The 17333-nt window shown below is 70.2% G+C and carries 17 protein-coding genes; 12 read left to right on the top strand and 5 right to left on the bottom strand.

Features of this window, described 5'->3' with window-relative positions; all coding sequences use genetic code 11:
• Positions 1-77: 77 nt before the first annotated feature.
• Positions 78-899 carry a DeoR/GlpR family DNA-binding transcription regulator gene (locus tag FB381_RS17235; RefSeq protein WP_246088164.1) on the bottom strand — a complete coding sequence of 274 codons (822 nt, stop codon included), beginning with the start codon at positions 897-899 and terminating at the stop codon, positions 78-80.
• A 284-nt stretch (positions 900-1183) separates the two neighbouring features.
• On the opposite strand from FB381_RS17235, the gene rplU reads away from it, so the two are divergent.
• Together rplU and rpmA are read left to right on the top strand one after the other, a co-directional pair.
• Positions 1184-1486 carry a 50S ribosomal protein L21 gene (gene rplU, locus FB381_RS17230; RefSeq protein ID WP_141782842.1) on the top strand — a complete coding sequence of 101 codons (303 nt, stop codon included), beginning with the start codon at positions 1184-1186 and terminating at the stop codon, positions 1484-1486.
• A 33-nt stretch (positions 1487-1519) separates the two neighbouring features.
• A complete protein-coding gene (gene rpmA / locus FB381_RS17225; protein ID WP_141781420.1) occupies positions 1520-1777 on the top strand; it encodes a 50S ribosomal protein L27 in 258 nt (85 codons plus the stop codon).
• Positions 1778-1855: 78 nt separating this feature from the next.
• Here rpmA and FB381_RS17220 read toward each other — a convergent pair whose 3' ends face one another.
• Positions 1856-2710, bottom strand: coding sequence for an LLM class flavin-dependent oxidoreductase (locus FB381_RS17220; RefSeq protein WP_141781419.1), 855 nt, complete (start codon positions 2708-2710; stop codon positions 1856-1858).
• 78 nt (positions 2711-2788) lie between these two features.
• Between FB381_RS17220 and obgE the strand changes: the two genes are divergently transcribed.
• The 4 genes from obgE to FB381_RS17200 are packed head-to-tail and all read left to right on the top strand — an operon-like array spanning position 2789 to position 6959.
• Entirely contained in the window at positions 2789-4333 is a 1545-nt protein-coding gene (gene obgE / locus FB381_RS17215) for a GTPase ObgE (RefSeq protein WP_141781418.1), read from the top strand.
• An 11-nt stretch (positions 4334-4344) separates the two neighbouring features.
• A complete protein-coding gene (gene proB / locus FB381_RS17210) occupies positions 4345-5442 on the top strand; it encodes a glutamate 5-kinase (RefSeq protein ID WP_141781417.1) in 1098 nt (365 codons plus the stop codon).
• 13 nt (positions 5443-5455) lie between these two features.
• Complete coding sequence (locus FB381_RS17205; RefSeq protein WP_141781416.1) at positions 5456-6430, top strand: endonuclease/exonuclease/phosphatase family protein; 975 nt, start codon at positions 5456-5458, stop codon at positions 6428-6430.
• Between the two features lie 19 nt (positions 6431-6449).
• Positions 6450-6959: a hypothetical protein gene (locus FB381_RS17200; RefSeq protein ID WP_141781415.1), complete on the top strand. Its 510-nt coding sequence runs from the start codon at positions 6450-6452 to the stop codon at positions 6957-6959.
• Here the strand turns inward: FB381_RS17200 and FB381_RS17195 are convergent.
• Positions 6884-7498, bottom strand: coding sequence for a GNAT family N-acetyltransferase (locus FB381_RS17195; RefSeq protein ID WP_141781414.1), 615 nt, complete (start codon positions 7496-7498; stop codon positions 6884-6886). The two genes, FB381_RS17200 and FB381_RS17195, sit on opposite strands and share 76 nt — an antisense overlap.
• A 338-nt stretch (positions 7499-7836) precedes the next feature.
• Between FB381_RS17195 and FB381_RS17190 the strand changes: the two genes are divergently transcribed.
• Together FB381_RS17190 and FB381_RS17185 are read left to right on the top strand one after the other, a co-directional pair.
• Positions 7837-9099 carry an HNH endonuclease signature motif containing protein gene (locus FB381_RS17190; RefSeq protein ID WP_141781413.1) on the top strand — a complete coding sequence of 421 codons (1263 nt, stop codon included), beginning with the start codon at positions 7837-7839 and terminating at the stop codon, positions 9097-9099.
• Positions 9100-9377: 278 nt separating this feature from the next.
• The gene (locus FB381_RS17185) at positions 9378-10196 is read left to right on the top strand and encodes a phosphotransferase enzyme family protein (RefSeq protein WP_141781412.1); all 819 of its coding nucleotides are present in this window, start codon (positions 9378-9380) and stop codon (positions 10194-10196) included.
• Positions 10197-10209: 13 nt separating this feature from the next.
• Here FB381_RS17185 and ppk2 read toward each other — a convergent pair whose 3' ends face one another.
• Positions 10210-11100, bottom strand: a complete 891-nt coding sequence (gene ppk2, locus FB381_RS17180) for a polyphosphate kinase 2 (protein WP_141781411.1) — start codon at positions 11098-11100, stop codon at positions 10210-10212.
• Between the two features lie 101 nt (positions 11101-11201).
• Here ppk2 and FB381_RS17175 point away from each other — a divergent pair, with 101 nt between their 5' ends.
• Genes FB381_RS17175 through FB381_RS17160 form a run of 4 tightly spaced genes read left to right on the top strand, consistent with a single transcriptional unit; the run spans position 11202 to position 15658 of the window.
• Entirely contained in the window at positions 11202-12395 is a 1194-nt protein-coding gene (locus FB381_RS17175) for a cysteine desulfurase family protein (protein WP_141781410.1), read from the top strand.
• Between the two features lie 11 nt (positions 12396-12406).
• Positions 12407-13540, top strand: a complete 1134-nt coding sequence (mnmA, locus tag FB381_RS17170) for a tRNA 2-thiouridine(34) synthase MnmA (protein ID WP_246088163.1) — start codon at positions 12407-12409, stop codon at positions 13538-13540.
• Positions 13537-14532 (top strand): uroporphyrinogen decarboxylase/cobalamine-independent methonine synthase family protein, encoded by a 996-nt coding sequence (locus FB381_RS17165; RefSeq protein ID WP_141781409.1) that lies wholly within the window; start codon positions 13537-13539, stop codon positions 14530-14532. Before mnmA ends, FB381_RS17165 begins: the two co-directional genes overlap by 4 nt.
• Before the next feature lie 10 nt (positions 14533-14542).
• Positions 14543-15658, top strand: a complete 1116-nt coding sequence (locus tag FB381_RS17160; RefSeq protein WP_141781408.1) for a hypothetical protein — start codon at positions 14543-14545, stop codon at positions 15656-15658.
• 38 nt (positions 15659-15696) lie between these two features.
• On the opposite strand, the gene FB381_RS17155 is transcribed toward FB381_RS17160, so the two are convergent.
• Complete coding sequence (locus FB381_RS17155; protein ID WP_141781407.1) at positions 15697-17250, bottom strand: hypothetical protein; 1554 nt, start codon at positions 17248-17250, stop codon at positions 15697-15699.
• Positions 17251-17333 lie beyond the last annotated feature (83 nt).

Raw genomic sequence — 17333 nt, 5'->3', positions numbered from 1 at the left:
TGGTGGGTCAGTGCCCGGTTCGTGCCCGGTCTCGGGCCAGCTGCCAGGCCGGTGTCAGGCCGGTGTCGGGTGCGGGCTCAGGCTCGGACGACCTTGGGCCCGAGCGCCCCGAACCGGCGGGCGTCGGTGGCCGAGAGCTCGGTGCCGGTGATGAGCAGCTCGAAGTCGCGTACGTCTGCGAAACGGCACAGGCTGGAGGCGCCGAACTTGGTGTGCGCACCGAAGAAGATCCGGCGGCGCGAGCGTTGGATCGCGGTGCGTTTCACCGCGGCGACCGACGGGTCCTGCGTGGTCAGCCCCTGCTCGCGGGAGATGCCGTTGGCGCCGATGAAGGCCAGGTCGATCACCAGGTCCTCCAGCATCCGGATCGCCCACTGGTCGACGACGCCGCGGGTGATGGTGCGCACGCGCCCGCCCAGGACGATGACGGTGAGCTGCGGGTCGGCCGCCAGGCGGGTGGCGACCGGGAGCGAGGGCGTGATGATCGTCGCCGGGCCGCCGCCGAACATCTCCTCGGCGAGGAACTGCGGCATCGTGCCCTCGTCGATGTAGATCGTCTCCGCTCCGTGCCGGTGCTGGGTCGCGGCCCGGGCGATCCGGTGCTTCTCGTCGACGTCGTGGCCCGCCCGGAACTCGAGCGAGGTCTCGAAGCTGCCGCTCTCGAGCGCGACCGCGCCGCCGTAGACCCGCTCCACCACGCCCCGGTCGGCGAGCACCTTGAGGTCGCGCCGGATCGTCTCCACGCTCACCTCGAACGCCGGCGCCAGCTCGGTGACCGCCACCCGCCCGGCGGTGCGCGCCCGCGCCAGGATCTCCTCCTGTCGGGCCTCCGCGCTGTGCGCGGTGATGCCCTCGCTCGCCGGAGATGAGGCCATGATCGGCGGCCCGGAGGTTGTCATGTGCGACATCTTGCCCGGAATCGTGCCCGATGTGCAGGGGTCGGCACCGGATCGGGCGCCCGGTGGCCGGTTCGGTGACCCGATGGTGGACAATGTCCCCACAGCGTTCGCGAGGACTGCGCCGCGGCGTTTTGCGGCTACCTGGTCGCGTACGTAGTATTGAACCTCGGCGTGCGCAGTGCGCCATTCCTGCTGGCATCCGCCCGCGCCTATCGCTTCGGGGCCGGGTGCGTCGTGCTGTGGGATACATGAGACTTTGAGTTCGGAGCATGAAGGAGACCGCGGTGTACGCGATCGTGAAGGCTGGCAGCAAGCAGCAGAAGGTCGTCGTCGGCGACGTCATCGAGATCGACCGCCTCGACGGCGAGGCCGGTGCTGCGGTCACGCTGCCCGTCGTCATGCTCGTCGACGGTGAGACCGTCACCACGAGCGGCCTCGACAAGGCTTCGGTCGCCGGCGAGATCGTGGGCGCCTCCAAGGGCCCGAAGATCATCATCCAGAAGTACAAGAACAAGACCGGTTACAAGAAGCGCCAGGGTCACCGTCAGAAGTACACCCAGGTCAAGGTCACCGCGATCAACGCCTGATTCCGGCGTCGAGACTCACTAAGGACTGAAGAGATGGCACACAAGAAGGGTGCGGCAAGCACCAAGAACGGTCGCGACTCGAACGCCCAGCGCCTCGGTGTGAAGCGCTTCGGTGGCGAGGTCGTCAACGCCGGCGAGATCATCGTCCGCCAGCGCGGCACCCACTTCCACCCGGGCACCAACGTCGGTCGCGGTGGCGACGACACCCTGTTCGCCCTCCAGCAGGGCGCGGTCGAGTTCGGCAAGCGCCGCGGCCGCCGGGTGATCAACATCGTCCCGGGCGACGCCTGAGCTACGCCTCGTCGAAGGGCCCTCTCCTGTGGGAGAGGGCCCTTCGCGTATTTCAGAGGCGCTCGGCCCGGCGAAGGATCACAGGGACGCCGAGCGCTCGGCGATCGCCTCGAAGACCTCTCGCGACATCTCCCAGCGGGTGCCGGGGCGCGGCCAGTGCACCGCGATGTCGGTGATGCCGATCTCGGCGTAGGCCCCGGCGAGATCCTCGAACGCGTCGGCCGACTCGGTCCACGGCTCGTCGGTGAAGCCGCTCATGAACAGCTTCGGCATCGCCTCGAAGTCACGCCCCTGCGCCTCGCAGGCATCGCGCAGCCGGTCGAGCCGCTCGGCGACGTACGCCTTGGGGTCATCGCCACCGGGGTTGGCGATCCAGCCGTCGCCGACCTCGGCGGTGAGCCGGATCCCGCGGGGGCCGTTGGCGGCGAGCCACAGCGGGGCGTGCGGCTGCTGCACCTGACCGGGGCTGACGCTCACCTCGCGGGTCTGCCAGTGCTCGCCGTCGATGGTGACGGGGGAGTCGCTCAAGATCGTGTCGAGCGCCCGGGTCCACTCCGCGAACCGGTCGGCCCGCTCGCGAGGTGTGAACTCTCGCCCGAGCACGTCGCCGTCGGAGGTGTGGTCGTCGCCGCCGGCGCCGACGCCGATCGTGATCCGGCCCTGGGAGATCCGGTCGAGGCTGCGGATCGCGGCGGCGGTGGGGATCGGGGTGCGGAAGTTGGGGGAGGTCACCAGCGTGCCCAGCCTGATCGAGGTGGTGCACATCGCGGCGGCGGCCAGCGAGGTGAACGCCTCCTCCCACGGGCTGTGTCCGCGCCAGGCGAGATGGTCGTAGACCCACGCCGTCTCGAACCCGAGCTCCTCGGCCTCCACCCATCGCCGGGCCATCTCCGGCCAGTCTTCGATCGGCCACATCACTGTTCCTGTGCGCATGGACACAACCTAGTGCCGACGCGGGCAGGGCGGCTCGCGGATAACAACTGTGAGGCGTGCCGTCGGTAGGGTTGGGGTATGGCTGTACCCACGTTCGTCGACCGCGTAACCCTCCACGTCGAGGCAGGTCGTGGCGGGCACGGCGTGGCGTCTGTGCACCGCGAGAAGTTCAAGCCGCTGGGCGGTCCCGACGGCGGCAACGGCGGTCCGGGCGGCACCATCATCTTGCGGGTCGACCCCGACGTGACGACGCTGATCGACTACCACCACAGCCCCAAGCGCAAGGCCTCCAACGGCGGCCAGGGGGCCGGTGACCACAAGAACGGCGTGCACGGGGAAGACCTGGTGCTGCCCGTGCCCGACGGCACCGTGGTCACGGACATGAACGGCAACGTGCTCGCCGACCTGGTCGGCCCGGGCTCCGAGCTCGTCGTGGCCGAGGGCGGCCGAGGCGGCCTCGGCAACGCGGCGCTGGCCTCCGCACGGCGCAAGGCTCCCGGCTTCGCGCTCCTCGGCGAGCCCGGCGAGGCGCGGCAGATCGGCCTCGAGCTCAAGGTCGTCGCCGACATCGGCCTGGTCGGCTTCCCGAGCGCCGGCAAGTCGTCGCTGATCGCCTCGATCTCGCGCGCCCGCCCGAAGATCGCCGACTACCCGTTCACCACCCTGGTGCCCAACCTCGGTGTCGTGAAGGGCGGCGAGACCATCTTCACCGTCGCCGACGTGCCCGGCCTGATCGAGGGCGCCAGCGAAGGTCGCGGCCTCGGTCACGAGTTCCTGCGCCACATCGAACGCTGCGCGGCGATCGTGCACGTCATCGACACCGCCAGCATCGAGCCCGGCCGCAACCCGATCGACGACCTCGACGTGATCGAGAACGAGCTCACCCGCCACGGCGGTCTCGAGGACCGCCCGCGCCTGGTCGCGCTCAACAAGGTCGATGTGCCTGACGGTCGTGAGATCGCGCAGATGACCATCGAGGAGTTCGAGAAGCGCGGCCTGAAGGTCTTCGAGATCTCCGCCGCCTCGGGCGAGGGCACCCAGCAGCTGATCTACGCGATGGCCGAGCTCGTCGCCGACTCCCGCAAGGACCTGCCGGTCGTCGAGCCCACCCGGATCGTGCTGCGCCCGGCCGGTGCCGAGGGCAAGGGCGGCTTCACGGTCAAGGTCTCCAAGCTCGGCGAATACCTCGTACGCGGGCCGCAGCCCGAACGCTGGGTGCGCCAGACCGACTTCGAGAACGAGGAGGCGGTCGGCTACCTCGCCGACCGGCTCAACCGGCTCGGCGTCGAGCTGCGCCTGGTCGAGCTCGGTGCCCAGGAGGGCGACACCGTCGTCATCGGCGACCCGGCCAACTCCGTCGTCTTCGACTTCCGGCCCTCGATCGAGACCGGCGCCGAGATGCTCGGTCGCCGCGGCGAGGACCAGCGCTTCTACGAGGAGCGCCCCTCGGCCTCGCGACGCCGCGAGATCGATGCCGGGATGGAGACCAAGGAGGAGTTCGAGGCGCGCGCCGACGTCGCCCGGCGCCTACGTGACGGCGCGGGCCCGGTGGCCTACGAGATCGGTGGCGACGACGACCCCGACTGGGCCGAGGACGACCCAGGGGCCAAGGGGTCGGAGTGAACCGTGCCCAGGTGAGCGGGGCCTCTCGGATCGTCGTCAAGGTCGGCTCCTCGTCGCTGACGACCGCCGAGGGCGGCATCGATCCTGCCCGGGTGAGCGGTCTGGTCGACGTGCTCGCCAAGACCCGGGCCGCGGGGCACGAGGTCGTGCTGGTCTCCTCGGGAGCGATCGCGGCCGGCCTCTCGCCGCTGGGGCTGGCCAGGCGTCCGCGGGCGCTGGCCAAGCAGCAGGCCGCGGCGAGCGTGGGCCAGGGCCTGCTGGTGCACCGTTATACCGGCGAGCTCGCCAGGCACGGCATCATCGCAGGTCAGGTGCTGCTCACGGTCGACGACCTGAACCGTCGCGCCCACTATCGCAATGCCGACGCGACGCTGTCGAAGCTGCTCGACCTCGGCGTGCTCCCCATCGTCAACGAGAACGACACGGTGGCCACCTCCGAGATCCGGTTCGGCGACAACGACCGGCTCGCGGCGCTGGTGGCCCACCTGGTCAAGGCCGACCTGCTGGTGCTGCTCAGCGACGTCGACGGGCTCTACGACGCGCCGCCGTCGGACCCGGGCTCGCAGCGCATCGACGAGGTCGCCTCGCTCGACGACCTCGACGGGGTGACCATCGGCAAGGCCGGCGCCGCAGGTGTCGGCACCGGCGGCATGGTGACCAAGCTCGAGGCCGCCCGGATCGCGGTCGAGGCCGGTGTGCCGGTGGTGCTGACCTCGGCTGCCCAGGCCGCCCCCGCGCTCGCGGGCGAGCCGGTCGGCACCTTGTTCCACGCGGTCGGCAAGCGACGCCCGGCCCGGTTGCTGTGGCTCCAGCACGCCACCGAGCCCGTCGGGTCGATCACCGTCGACCCCGGCGCGGTCACCGCGATCACCGATCGTGGCGCCTCGCTGCTCGCGGCCGGCATCACCGGCTCGGCCGGTCCCTTCCACGCCGGCGACCCGGTCGACGTCGTCGACCCGTCCGGCGCACCTGTCGCGCGCGGTCTGGTGAACTACGACGCCGACGAGATCCCGCGACTGGCCGGACGGTCCTCCGGCTATCTCGAGGCCAACCTGGGCGCTGCGTACGCTCGGGAGGTCATCCACCGCGACGACATGGTGGTGCTGTGAGCGAGCGAACCTCGTGAGCCGCGCACGGTGGGTGCCGCTCGCGCTGGCGTGGGGCGTGCTCGTCGTCTGTGGTGTGCCCGCGTTGGCGATCACGTTCTCCCGGGCATCGGCGAGCACCGACCTGCGGGCGGTGCGGTTGGCCGCGTTCACGCCGTTCGCCATCGCTCTCTACGCCCTGTGCCTGATCGCGATCCTCGTGCTGGTGTGGATGGCCGTCGGACGCGGACGCACCCGGTTCGCGATCTTCGCCGGCGTGGTCGCGCTGCTGCTCGTGGTGCATCTGGCCTGGCAGGCGCCGCTCTACGCCGGGTCGCGGGAGACCAGCGCCGGTGAGCCGTTGACGGTGATGACCACCAACCTCTTCGAGGGCAAGGGCGACCCGGCCGCCGTGGTCGAGGCCGTGCGCGCGCAGAAGGTCGACGTGCTGGCGGTCGAGGAGATCACCCCGGAGGCCTTCCCGAAGCTGTCGGCGGCGCTGGGCGACCAGCTGCCCTATCGCGTGGGGCAGGCCGCGCCGGGCACGCGCGGCACGATGCTCTTCGCCGACCGCCCGATCACCAAGGAACGCAAGCTCGAGACCCGGATGGGGTCGTGGGTCGCCGACGTGGGGGAGTGGCGCGTGCTCGTCGCCCACCCGGCCGCGCCGACGGTGGCCGAGTGGCCGGCCGAGCAGGAGATCATCCGCAAGGCAGCGGCCGAGGAGAAGCCGGATCTGATCCTGGGCGACCTCAACGCCTCCCTCGACCACCACACGGTCCGGCGACTGCTCGAGGCCGCGCAGGTGCACGATGCCGCGCGAGCCAGCAACGCCGGGTGGCAGCCGACCTGGCCGACCCAGGGCTTCGCGGGCATCCCGCTTCCGCCGTCGGCCGCCATCGACCACGTGCTCATCGGCGACGGGCTCGTCGCGCTCGCCACCGACACCGTCGAGGTGCCCGGCTCCGACCATCTGGCGCTGCTGGCCTACCTCGGCACCCCGGCGGACTGAGGTCGCTTAACCTGAGCGGGTGACGAACAGCTCCGACGGTCTCATCCGCACCGCGCTTCGAGGCAACGAGGAGACCGCATCCCGGTTGCGGCGTACGCAGCTCATCGGGGTGCTGCTTCTGGCCATCGCGACCCTCGCCACTCCGATGGTCCGGGTCACCGAGGACGACTCGGATGCCGACCGGCCGCTGTCCGCCTGGGCGGCGATCGGGTGGATCGGCCAGGTCCGTGACGACTCCGGGGAGATCCCCTCGGCGTTCGGCTGGCTCACGGTTGTTCTGTATCTGGCGATCCTGTTCGTGATCGTGGCCGTGATCCTGGCTGTCGTCATCGCCGTCAACCGGGCCGGCGCGGCTCGGGCCGCTGCCGGCGTGGTGGCAGGCTTCGGGGCGATCGCGACGTTGCTGTGCTGGCTGGCCCTCGTCGGCGAGACGCCCGGAGACTTCGCCGAGCTTCACCCCACCTGGGGAGTGCTGCTCCCGCTCGGGCTCGGGCTGTGGACGGCCAACATGCTGGAGACCGACGCCTGACCCCGAGGGTCGAGGTGGCCGAACCACTGCTCGGCGCCGTAGGCCGTGAACCGCTCGACCTCGACGAACCCCAGGCGCTGGGCCAGGCGCAGCGAGCGTACGTTGGCGACCCGCGTGGTGAGCACGATCGGTTCGCCCGGGAGCGTCTTCTCGATCCAGGCGATCGCCGCGCTGGCGGCCTCCGCGGCGAGGCCCTGGCCCCATGACTCCGGGAAGAGCTCGTAGCCGATCTCGACCTCGTCGCCTTCCTCGCGCACGTGGTGAGGCCAGGATCGGTCTCTGCGCTGCACCGTGACCCTTCCGATGAACCGGTGCTCGTGCTCGACCGCGAAGATGCCTGGCCTGGTGTTCGGATCCTCTGGGATCAGCTGCTCGAGCTCTTCGCGGGTGTGCTGCGGGCCGCCTAGGTAGTGCTGCACGCGCTCGTCGGAGAGGAGCTTTGCCAGGGCTGGTCTGTCTTCTGGTCTGGTCTCTCGGAGTGTTAGTCGTTCCGTCACGATCGGGGCTGGGGGCCAGGGGACGGGGCCTAGGGGTTTCATGGTTGCGGACGGTAGCTGTTGTTGTGTGGGGATGTCGGGTTCTGTGGGGATGTTGGCCGCCGGCCCTTTCCTGGAGGGTCTTCTCGATCTGGCCCGGCGTCAAGGACGGCCTGCGGCCGCCGGCTTCGCCGGCCACCTTCGGTGGTCCTGGACTCCGGGACAGATCGAGAAAAGATTTGGCTGGTTATCGGGGCGGCGGCCACGGTGTGGCCGGGAGGCGTTGCTGCTGATTCGCTGCCGCGGAAAAGGCGTGTTGACCTGCGGAAATAGGTGGATCTACTGGTCGGTAAAGAGTAAAATCAAGGGTATCCGAAGGGCGCCTTGAGAGGAGGTCAGCAATGAGCGTCGAGAACCACGTCGACCATTGGGGCACCAGCCCTCGTGACCCGGTTTCGGCTGCTCTTGTGGACATCGAAACCGCTCTCGGTGATCTGCTTGCAATGGACCCTGGCTATTGGCGTACGAGTCAGAAGAAGGACGTCCTCGCGCGGCTCGAGATCTTGAAGGCGCAGCAGGCTGCGCTCGCGCTGCGGGTGCTCGCGTCGGCTGGTGACATCGCCGAGGAGACTGGTGCGAAGGATGCGTCGGGTTGGATGCGTGCCGATCTGTTGGTCGACAAGACAGTCGGTCGGGCGCGGGTGAAGCTGGCCGGCGCGGTCGCGAAGTACGACATCGTGGCCGCCGGGCTGGCCGATGGCGTGGTGTCGCAGGACAAGGCCCGGGTGATCACCAATGCGCTCGATGCTATCGAAACCGACCCTGCTGCGAGCGCCGAAGATCTGGCGCTTGCGGAGAAGCTGTTGGTCGATCATGCGACCCGGTTGACCGCGAACGAGCTGCGGATCGTGGGCAAGCGGATCTTGGCCGAGATCGACCCGGAACGTTTCGAGGCCGCCGAGTCGAAGGCGTTGCAGCGGGAGGAAGAGCAGGCGCAGCGGCGTACGTTCTTCCGGGCTCGTGACAACGGTGACGGCACTGTCGACATCCATGCCCGTGTCTCGCGTGCGGTCGGGATGCGTCTACGCACGATGCTGGACTCGTTGGCGCAGCCGAGGAAGTGGTCGGCCGAGGACAAGGGCCGCAAAGTCTCCTACGAGCGCCTGCTGGGCCAGGCTTTCGCCCGCGTGGTCGAGACCTACGACGTGGAGAACCTGCCCCGCCATGGTGGGCACGCGACCACGGTGTTCATTACCATGAGCCTCGACCAGCTCCGCAAGGATCTCGGCGCAGCTGCCCTGGGTTTCGATGGCGATCAGATCACCGCAGCTGAGGCCCGCCGGATGGCGTGCAATGCGGACCTGGTCCCGGTGGTGTTGGGCACCGACTCGGAGATCCTCGACCTAGGTCGAACCGCCAGGTTGGCGCATCCGATCCAACACCGAGCGCTACGGCTACGGGACAAGTGTTGTCAGGCCGAAGACTGTGATGCTCCAGCGGCCTGGACCGAGGCCCATCACCTCAAACCTTGGTCCGAAGGCGGGAAGACGGACCTGGCCAACATGGTCCTGTTGTGTCCGAGCGACCACCGCCGGATCCATGACCCCAGCTATGGGCATGAGCGGCTCCCGGATGGACGGGTTCGGTTCATTCGGCGAAGCTGATGCCTACCTGGCACCCGCCCCAATCCTTGTGAACAGTTCACAAGGTCAGACCCTCTGTCACAGTCCCCGCCAACCCACACCCGCGGGCCCCACGACTTCGGCCCCGGGCTCCCAACCCCGTACCCAACCCAAGATCCCCGCGCCACACCCCTGCCGCCGCCCCGATAACCAGCCAGATCGAGAAGACCCTCCAAGAACGGGTCGGCGGCCACCGACCACCCGCGATCGAGCACCACGCAACATCTCCTGACGCCCTACCCGCCTGCTTGACTGGCCCCGTGACAGAGGCCGGAGATGCGATCACGCCGATCAGCATGCTCTGGGAGGCAGCAGACCCTCGCGAGATGCTCACCGAGAGGTTCGGCTTCGCTTCGGCGACAGAGGCGACCGGCTGGTTGGACAAGGTCCTGGCAGAGCACTGGTCGCTGAGGGTGGATGTCTGCGAGCGATTGGTGATCAGCGACGCCAACTGCTTGGCATGGGTCGTCGTCGATGGCCGGAGGATGATCGCCAAGTGGTCGATGCGCCCACAAGTGTTCGAGCGTCTGGCGGCGATCGCTCGGTTGTCGGTCTGGCTGGACGAGCGCGGGATACCTGTCTCGGCGCCGCAGCCGGCTCTCGACGGCAGCCTGCAGGTGGAGGTCGACGGGTTCTCGCTCGGACTCCAGCAGGTGATCGCGGGAGAGCTGCTGGACATCGCTGACCCGGTGCAGGTGACGGCGGCGGGCGAGACGCTGGCGCGGATGCACGCGGCGATGGCCGACTACCCGGAGCCGATCCCCAGCATCGAGCCACCGGCGCCGGGCACCCAGCTGGTCGGCAACGACTTCCGGTCGGCCAACATCATCTGGTCAGGCGAGAGGATCGCGGCGGTCCTCGATCTGGAGGAGTCGAGCTACCGGCGCCGCGTGGACGATCTCGCCCAGGCCGCCGTCCTTCTCGGGACGCGCTATCACGACTGGCGGCCGACACCGGTCGAGGTGCGCCGGGCGTTCGTTGCTGCGTACGTCTCGGTCCATCCGCTCCAGTGTGACGAGGCCGCGGCGCTCGACGAGAGGATCGCGACGTACCTGACGCGCTTCTCGTGGCCCGGCTGAGGCCGGGGAAGCCTCAGTCGCCGACGGCGTCGATGCCGCGCTGGACGATGAGTGGGTCGGGGGCGCCGACGATGGAGGGGTCCTTCTCGTCGTAGTCGTGGGTGGAGAGGAAGTAGCGCATCGCGTTGAGGCGGGCGCGCTTCTTGTCGTTGGACTTGATGGTGGTCCAGGGGGCCCAGTCGGTGTCGGAGCGGCGGAACATCTCCTCCTTGGCGGCGGTGTAGGAGTCCCACTTGTCCAGGGACTCGACGTCGATCGGGGAGAGCTTCCACTGCCGTACGGGGTCGATCTGGCGGATGATGAAGCGGGTGCGCTGCTCGGAGCGGGCGACCGAGAACCAGAACTTCGTGAGCGTGATGCCTGAGTCGACGAGCATCTGCTCCAGGAGCGGCACCTGGTGCATGAACTGCTCGTACTGGTCGTCGGAGGCGAAGCCCATCACGCGCTCGACGCCGGCGCGGTTGTACCAGGAGCGGTCGAAGAGGACCATCTCGCCGGCGGTCGGCAGGTGCTGGATGTAGCGCTGGAAGAACCACTGCTGCGACTCGCGGTCCGAGGGCTTGGAGAGCGCCACCGTCCGTGCGTAGCGGGGGTTGAGGTGCTCCATGAACCGCTTGATCGTGCCGCCCTTCCCGGCTGCGTCGCGGCCCTCGAAGATCAGCACGTGCTTGCCGCCGACCCGGTTGTTCCAGCGCTGGAACTTCAACAGCTCGACCTGGAGGAGGTACTTCTGCTCGTCGTAGACCTCGCGGGCGACCCGCTCGGAGTAGGGGTAGTTCTCGCGCCAGGTGTCGACGGCGCGGCCCGAGGGATCCAGGAGAACCGGGTCGTCGTCGTGATCCTCGCCGATCAGGTGACCTTCGGTGATCAGGTTGTCGATGTACTCACGGAATCCCTGCGACATGGCGCCAAACCTAGGGAGTCGAGATGAACGTCAGGTTGCGTCCGCCGGCCGAGGTCGACGGTTCGTGGGGTAGGCCCGATGCGCCGTATCCTTGGTAGACGATGATTCCCCGGACCGTCTATCTGGACCACGCCGCCACCACCCCCATGGCCCCGGCGGCCATCGAGGCGATGACCGCCGAGCTGGCGCAGGTCGGCAACGCGAGCTCGCTGCACGCTTCAGGTCGGCGCGCGCGCCGGGTGCTGGAGGAGTCTCGAGAACGGATCGCGGCCGCGCTCGGCTCGCGTCCCGGGGAGGTCGTGTTCACCTCGGGTGGCACCGAGGCCGACAACCTGGCGCTCAAGGGGGCCTTCTGGGCCCGCCGTGCCCAGGACCCGGCGCGCACTCGCATCCTGTCCACCGCCGTCGAGCACCACGCCGTGCTCGACCCGCTGCATTGGCTGGAGACGACCGAGGGCGCCGACATCGAGCTCGTGCCGTGCGACGCGACCGGCCGGGTCGATGCCGCTGCGATGCGGGCCGCCATCGAGCGTGACCCCGCCTCGGTTGCGCTCATCTCGGTGATGTGGGCCAACAACGAGGTCGGCACGCTGCAGCCGGTGCCCGAGATCGCCGAGATCGCCTCCGAGCACGGCATCCCCGTGCACACCGACGCGGTGCAGGCGGTCGGGGCGGTGCCGGTCGACTTCGCGGGCAGCGGCGTCGACGCGCTCTCGCTGACCGGCCACAAGCTCGGCGGCCCGGTGGGCGCCGGCGCCCTGGTGGTGCGGCGCGAGCTCGAGCTGACCGCGCTGGTCCACGGAGGTGGCCAGGAGCGAGACGTACGTAGCGGCACCCATGCCACGGCGGCGATCGCCGGGTTCGCGGCAGCGGTCGAGCTGGCGGTCAAGGAGCAGGAGGCGTACGCGAGCAGGGTGGGTGAGCTGCGCGACCGGCTGGTCGAGCAGGTGCTGGCCCGGGTGCCCGGCACACACCTCAACGGTCCGCCGCTGGCACCGCTCGGTCGTCATCGGCTGCCCAACAACGCCCAGATCGCCTTCCCCGGGTGCGAAGGCGACTCGTTGCTGATGCTCCTCGACGCTGCCGGGATCGAGTGCTCCACCGGAGCGGCATGCTCGGCCGGCGTACCTCAGGCCTCTCATGTGCTCCTCGCGATGGGGCAGACCGAGGAGGAGGCGCGCTCCTCGCTTCGCTTCTCGCTCGGTCACACCACGACCGCCGACGAGGTCGATCGGCTCGTCGCCGCCATCGGCGCGGCCGTCGAGCGCGGGCGCGCCGCAGGGTTGAACCGCTGATGGGGGCCGAGATGAGCTCCGAGATGGGGACCGCGCCGCTCAGGGTGGTGGCCGCCATGTCCGGGGGAGTGGACTCTGCTGTCGCGGCCGCGCGCGCCAAGGAGGCCGGCTACAACGTCACCGGCGTGCACCTGGCGCTCTCGCGCAACCCGGCGTCCTACCGCTCCGGCGCCCGCGGGTGCTGCACGATCGAGGACTCCAACGACGCCCGCCGCGCCGCCGACGTGATCGGCATCCCGTTCTACGTCTGGGACCTCTCCGACCGCTTCCACGAGGACGTCGTCGAGGACTTCATGTCGGAGTACGCCGAGGGGCGCACCCCCAACCCGTGCCTGCGCTGCAACGAGAAGATCAAGTTCGCCGCCGTGCTCGACCGGGCGCTCGCGCTCGGCTTCGACGCGGTCGCGACCGGTCACTACGCCACCTTGCGCGAGGGCGGCGACGGCCTCGTCGAGCTGCACCGCGCCGTCGACGACGGCAAGGACCAGTCCTACGTGCTCGGCGTGCTCGACCAGGAGCAGCTCAAGCACTCGCTGTTCCCCCTGGGTGACACGCCCAAGCCGCTGGTGCGCGAGGAGGCGGCCCGCCGCGGCCTGCTCGTCGCCGACAAGCCCGACTCCCACGACATCTGCTTCGTCGCCGACGGCGACAACGCGGGCTGGCTGCGCGAGAAGCTCGGTGACCGCGCGCCCAACGAGTCCGGACCGATCGTCGACGAGTCCGGCGAGGTGCTGGGCGAGCACCAGGGCACGTACGCCTACACGATCGGGCAGCGCAAGGGCCTCCGCATCGGCAAGCCCGCACCCGACGGCAAGCCACGGTTCGTGCTCGACATCGAGCCGGTCACCGCGACCGTGACCGTCGGCCCGCGCGAGCAACTGGCCGTCGACCGGCTCTCGGGGATCAGGCCGCGGTGGGCCGGTCGGGCGCCCGAGGGTGTCTTGGAGGGCACCGTCCAGCTGCGCGCGCACGGCACCGAGCATCGTGCGCGGGTCAGCGTCGACCCCGTCGACGGTGCGGTCGGGATCGAGCTGATCGATCCCGCCTACGGCATCGCCCCAGGTCAGGCGGCCGTCATCTACGACGGCAGTCGGGTGGTCGGCTCGGCGACGATCGCCGAGACCCGCAGGATGGTCGAGGCGTGAGGGCCACCGGCGTCGGTTCGCTGCCCGGAGAGAACTATCCGGAAGCCGTGCGGGTCGTGCTCGGTGAGCTCGCCGACCTTCCCTATCTGCCCGAGCTGCCCGCGCGAGGCGCGATCGCCAACATGACCGGTCGCGCGCTGGCCGTCCTCGACGGGCTCGACGCAGACCTGCAGCCCGCGGGCTGGCGGCTGACCGGCACCGGCGGCTCCCCGGGCGTCGACCACCGCAGAGCCCGGAGCCTGCTGGCTCAAGACCTCGATACGCTCGAGGAGCTGGCGCAGGACTCCGCGCTGGTCGCGGGCGGGGGCGCCTTCAAGGTCCAGGTCACCGGCCCATGGACCCTGGCCGCCACCGTCGAGCGCCCGCGCGGCGACAAGCTGCTTGCCGACCACGGCGCGCGTCGCGAGCTGGCCCAGGCGCTGGCCGAGGGCGTACGCACCCACATCCGCGACGTACGCCGCCGGCTCCCCGGGGCGCAGGACGTGATCGTGCAGGTCGACGAGCCGGCGCTGCCCGCCGTGCTCAACGCCCAGGTGCCGACGGCGTCCGGTTTCGGCAAGCACCGCAGCATCGATCTCCCCGAGGCCTCCCAGGGGCTCGAATGGGTGCTCGGTGCCATCGCCGACGAAGGTGCGACGCCGTGGGTGCACTCCTGCGCGCCCGGCACGCCGCTCGGCCTGCTGCGCACGGCGGGGGCCCAGGGGCTCAGCGTCGACCTGGCTCAGCTCTCGGCTGCGGACCACGACGAGCTGGCGAGCTCGCTGGAGGCGGGCGACACGGTCGCCCTCGGCGTCGTGCCCGCGCTCGCGCCCGACAGCGCTCCGACCGACAAGACGGTCACCGAGACCGTGGAGCGCTGGCTCGACATGCTCGGGCTCGATGCGTCCCACGACATCGTGCTGACCCCGGCGTGCGGACTGGCTGGTGCCGACTGGCAGTGGGCGCGGACGGTCTCGCGCATCCTCGGCGAAAGTGCCCGTCACCTGGCGTAGATTCCCCGTCATGGGACGACGGGGGATGGGCCGGCGAGCAGTCGTCGCGCTGGTGGCGGCGACTCTGCTCGCCGGTTGCGGCAGCAGGGAGGCCAAGGAGCCGGGCGACGCGGGGAGCAAGCAGAGCGCCTCGGCGCACCCTCGCCCTGACCCGGCAGACCTGAAGCCGGGCAACAAGCCGGCCACCCCCGAAGCGCTGGCTGCGGTCACGCTCGAGCACGTCGACATCGAGCCGACGAAGTTCGACGGCGGCGACCTCTACTTCGCGCAGGACGAGGTCGGCACCGTGCTCCTGTGGGGCACGGAGTACTCGTTGGATGTCAAGGCCGGAGCGGTCGACGACGACCTGCTCTCGGCCTGGTGCCACCAGGGCATGGCGGGCTGTGTCGAGGTGAAGGCCGAGGGCGGCACGGCGACGCTCGCCTGGGATCTCGCCACCAGCGACGGCACCCCGGGACAGGTGATGGTCTCCTACGAGCATGACGGCGAGGAGCGGCGGGCCGCCTACCTCGGCGAGCGCATCACGAAAGACCCTCGCCGCCTCGATCTCGACGTGAGCGTCGATGACCTGGTCGCCCTGGTCACCGACCCGCGGCTCGGCACGAAGACGACCGCCGAGATGACCAGGGCCCAGGTCAAGGGCTTTCCCGAGACCGGGTCGAACGGTGCGGGTGAGGTCGCGCTGACCGCAGCGGCGATCGCCGCGGGGCTGCACGAGACCGAGGCGTACGCCGATATCGACTCCTTCGAGAAGACCGACGCCGCAGGCTTCGGCAAGGGCGCGTTCGGCGTCACCGGCACCCGCGCCGACGGCAGCACGATCACCGCGATCCATGCCCCCGGCCTGCCCGCGGCCAAGCGGAAGTGCCCCAAGGCGCTGACCTGCTCGAAGGGCGACTCCGACGGCTATGACGGCTGGGCCGAGGGCCGTGCCGAGATGACCCGCTGCTACCCGGCCGAAGGCGAGCGCCGTGCGTTCTGTGCCGTCGTACGCCACCAGGCGCCCGCTCCGTTCCCGGGAGACGATCTCGACCCGGTGCTCGCCGGGCTCGAGTCAGCGCTGGAGACGCTGTGGCCGACCGTGTCGGCCGAGACCGCGCGTGAGGGCGAGGCGCTGATCGGCTAGTGCTGATCGGCCAGTGGTGTCGCGCCGCTGGTGCTCGGTCAGCGCCAGGGCGCGAACGCCTCGGCCCGCTGCTTCGGGGGAGCGAACGACTCCGGCGGTCGCGGCTTGTGCTGTGCCGGCTGCTGCGGCTGCGGTTGCGGCGGCTGCTGAGCCGGCTGCCGCCTGGCTGGTTGGCGCCTGGCCGACTGCCGTCCCGACTGCTGGCCCGGCTGCGGCGGCGGCTGACGCTGTGCCGGTGGCGGGGCAGGCTGACCACGGTGACTCGGCTGCGGTTGCTGCTGGGCCTGAGGCTGCGGGGGCTGGGCGTGGGTCGGTCGATAGCGGTTCTGCTGAAGCTGGTCGGGCGGAAGCTGGTCGGGCACCTGTCGGCGCGAAGGATGCTCGCCGCGCGGCTGCTGATAGGCGTAGCCGGGCTCGGCGTAGTGCGCACGACGCTGGCCGTGCCGGGGGTCGTGACGCGGGTCGTGCCAGTCGTCGGGGTCGGAGCGGCGGCGACCGGAGAGCATCGCGATGGTGCCCGCGAGGGCCGCGAGAGCGATCATCACCGCCACGATGACCCAGGTCAGCCAGCCCATCGAGCTGCTCTCGCCCGCGGAGGCGGCCGCAGGGGTCTGCTGCGTGGTGGGGACCTTGGTGCAGGCGCCGTCGGCGCACTCGCCGTCGGCGGGGGCACCGGTCACGATGAACGTGACCCCGCGGTCCACCGACCCCTGAAAGGTCAGCGTGTGCTTGCCCAGGCCGATGTCCTGGGGGAGTCGGCCGGACCAGGACGCCACCCCGTGCCCGTTGGCCTTGACGCTGGTCGAGAGCACGATGGGCGTGGAGTAGACGACGACCTTGATGTCGGTCTCGTTGGGCTCGAACCCGGACGCGGAGGCGCGGATGACGTCGCCGGCGTCGACCGAGCGCTCGGCACCGCCGAGCTCGATGCCCGTGGTCGTGGGTGGCTCCTCGGGGGCCTTCCAGGGAGACTTCTCGGTGTCGTCCGTCGACCCCTTCTCGTCCTTCTCGGCGGACCCAACGCCTGCGCCGTCCCCATCGGAACCGGTCTCACCCGTGGTGCCCCGGCCGGTCTTCCCGGACGCACCGCCCGAGCCGTCACCCGACGGGGAGCCGCCGGCCCCGTCGGCACCGCCGCCGGGCTGCTGCGGGCTCGGCGAGCTCTCGGGCTGGGTGAGCTGGTCGAAGTCGAAGGGGATCTTCGTCGTCCGGGTGTCGCCCGAGCTCAGCACGTCGCGGCCGTTCGCCCGCATCGTCATGATCTGGTAGCTGGTGTCGGGCTCGAGCTGGGCGATCTGGGCGGCGTCGAGGGTGAACCGGGAGCTCCAGTCCTCGGAGCCGCCGGGATCGTAGGCGACCGACTTGATGAAGGTGCTGCGCGTGCCCGAGCCGAGGTAGCCGCTCGGGTTGAGCGCGATCTCGAGCGTCTTGCCGCTGTAGCCGGTGCCGCGTACGTCGATGACGACTCGGTCCTTCGACTGCTCCACGAGGCTGATGTCGACCTCGGCGTCGGAGAAGACGCTGCCCAGGCCGAGCGCGTAGGCGGAGCCGGCTGGCGCCAGCAGCAGCACGAGGGTTGTCGTCAGCGTCACCACGAGCCGAGAAAGCACTGCAGACCTCACAAGGCGGTAGTCCGTGGGGGTGGCGTCGGTCCGCCTCGCCCGACGCCGGAGCA

Origin of the sequence: Nocardioides albertanoniae (assembly GCF_006716315.1) — a bacterium.
GTDB lineage: Bacteria > Actinomycetota > Actinomycetes > Propionibacteriales > Nocardioidaceae > Nocardioides > Nocardioides albertanoniae.
This window is presented reverse-complemented; position numbering and strand designations above follow the sequence as displayed.

Excerpts from the sequence above, each read along its gene's own strand:
- FB381_RS17160 (WP_141781408.1), top strand. The coding sequence starts at position 14,543 with ATGGGACGACGGGGGATGGGCCGGCGAGCAGTCGTCGCGCTGGTGGCG.
- FB381_RS17220 (WP_141781419.1), bottom strand. The coding sequence starts at position 2,710 with ATGCGCACAGGAACAGTGATGTGGCCGATCGAAGACTGGCCGGAGATG.
- FB381_RS17195 (WP_141781414.1), bottom strand. The coding sequence starts at position 7,498 with ATGAAACCCCTAGGCCCCGTCCCCTGGCCCCCAGCCCCGATCGTGACG.
- ppk2 (WP_141781411.1), bottom strand. The coding sequence starts at position 11,100 with ATGTCGCAGGGATTCCGTGAGTACATCGACAACCTGATCACCGAAGGT.
- FB381_RS17190 (WP_141781413.1), top strand. The coding sequence starts at position 7,837 with ATGAGCGTCGAGAACCACGTCGACCATTGGGGCACCAGCCCTCGTGAC.
- FB381_RS17175 (WP_141781410.1), top strand. The coding sequence starts at position 11,202 with ATGATTCCCCGGACCGTCTATCTGGACCACGCCGCCACCACCCCCATG.
- mnmA (WP_246088163.1), top strand. The coding sequence starts at position 12,407 with ATGAGCTCCGAGATGGGGACCGCGCCGCTCAGGGTGGTGGCCGCCATG.
- obgE (WP_141781418.1), top strand. The coding sequence starts at position 2,789 with ATGGCTGTACCCACGTTCGTCGACCGCGTAACCCTCCACGTCGAGGCA.
- FB381_RS17235 (WP_246088164.1), bottom strand. The coding sequence starts at position 899 with ATGACAACCTCCGGGCCGCCGATCATGGCCTCATCTCCGGCGAGCGAG.
- rpmA (WP_141781420.1), top strand. The coding sequence starts at position 1,520 with ATGGCACACAAGAAGGGTGCGGCAAGCACCAAGAACGGTCGCGACTCG.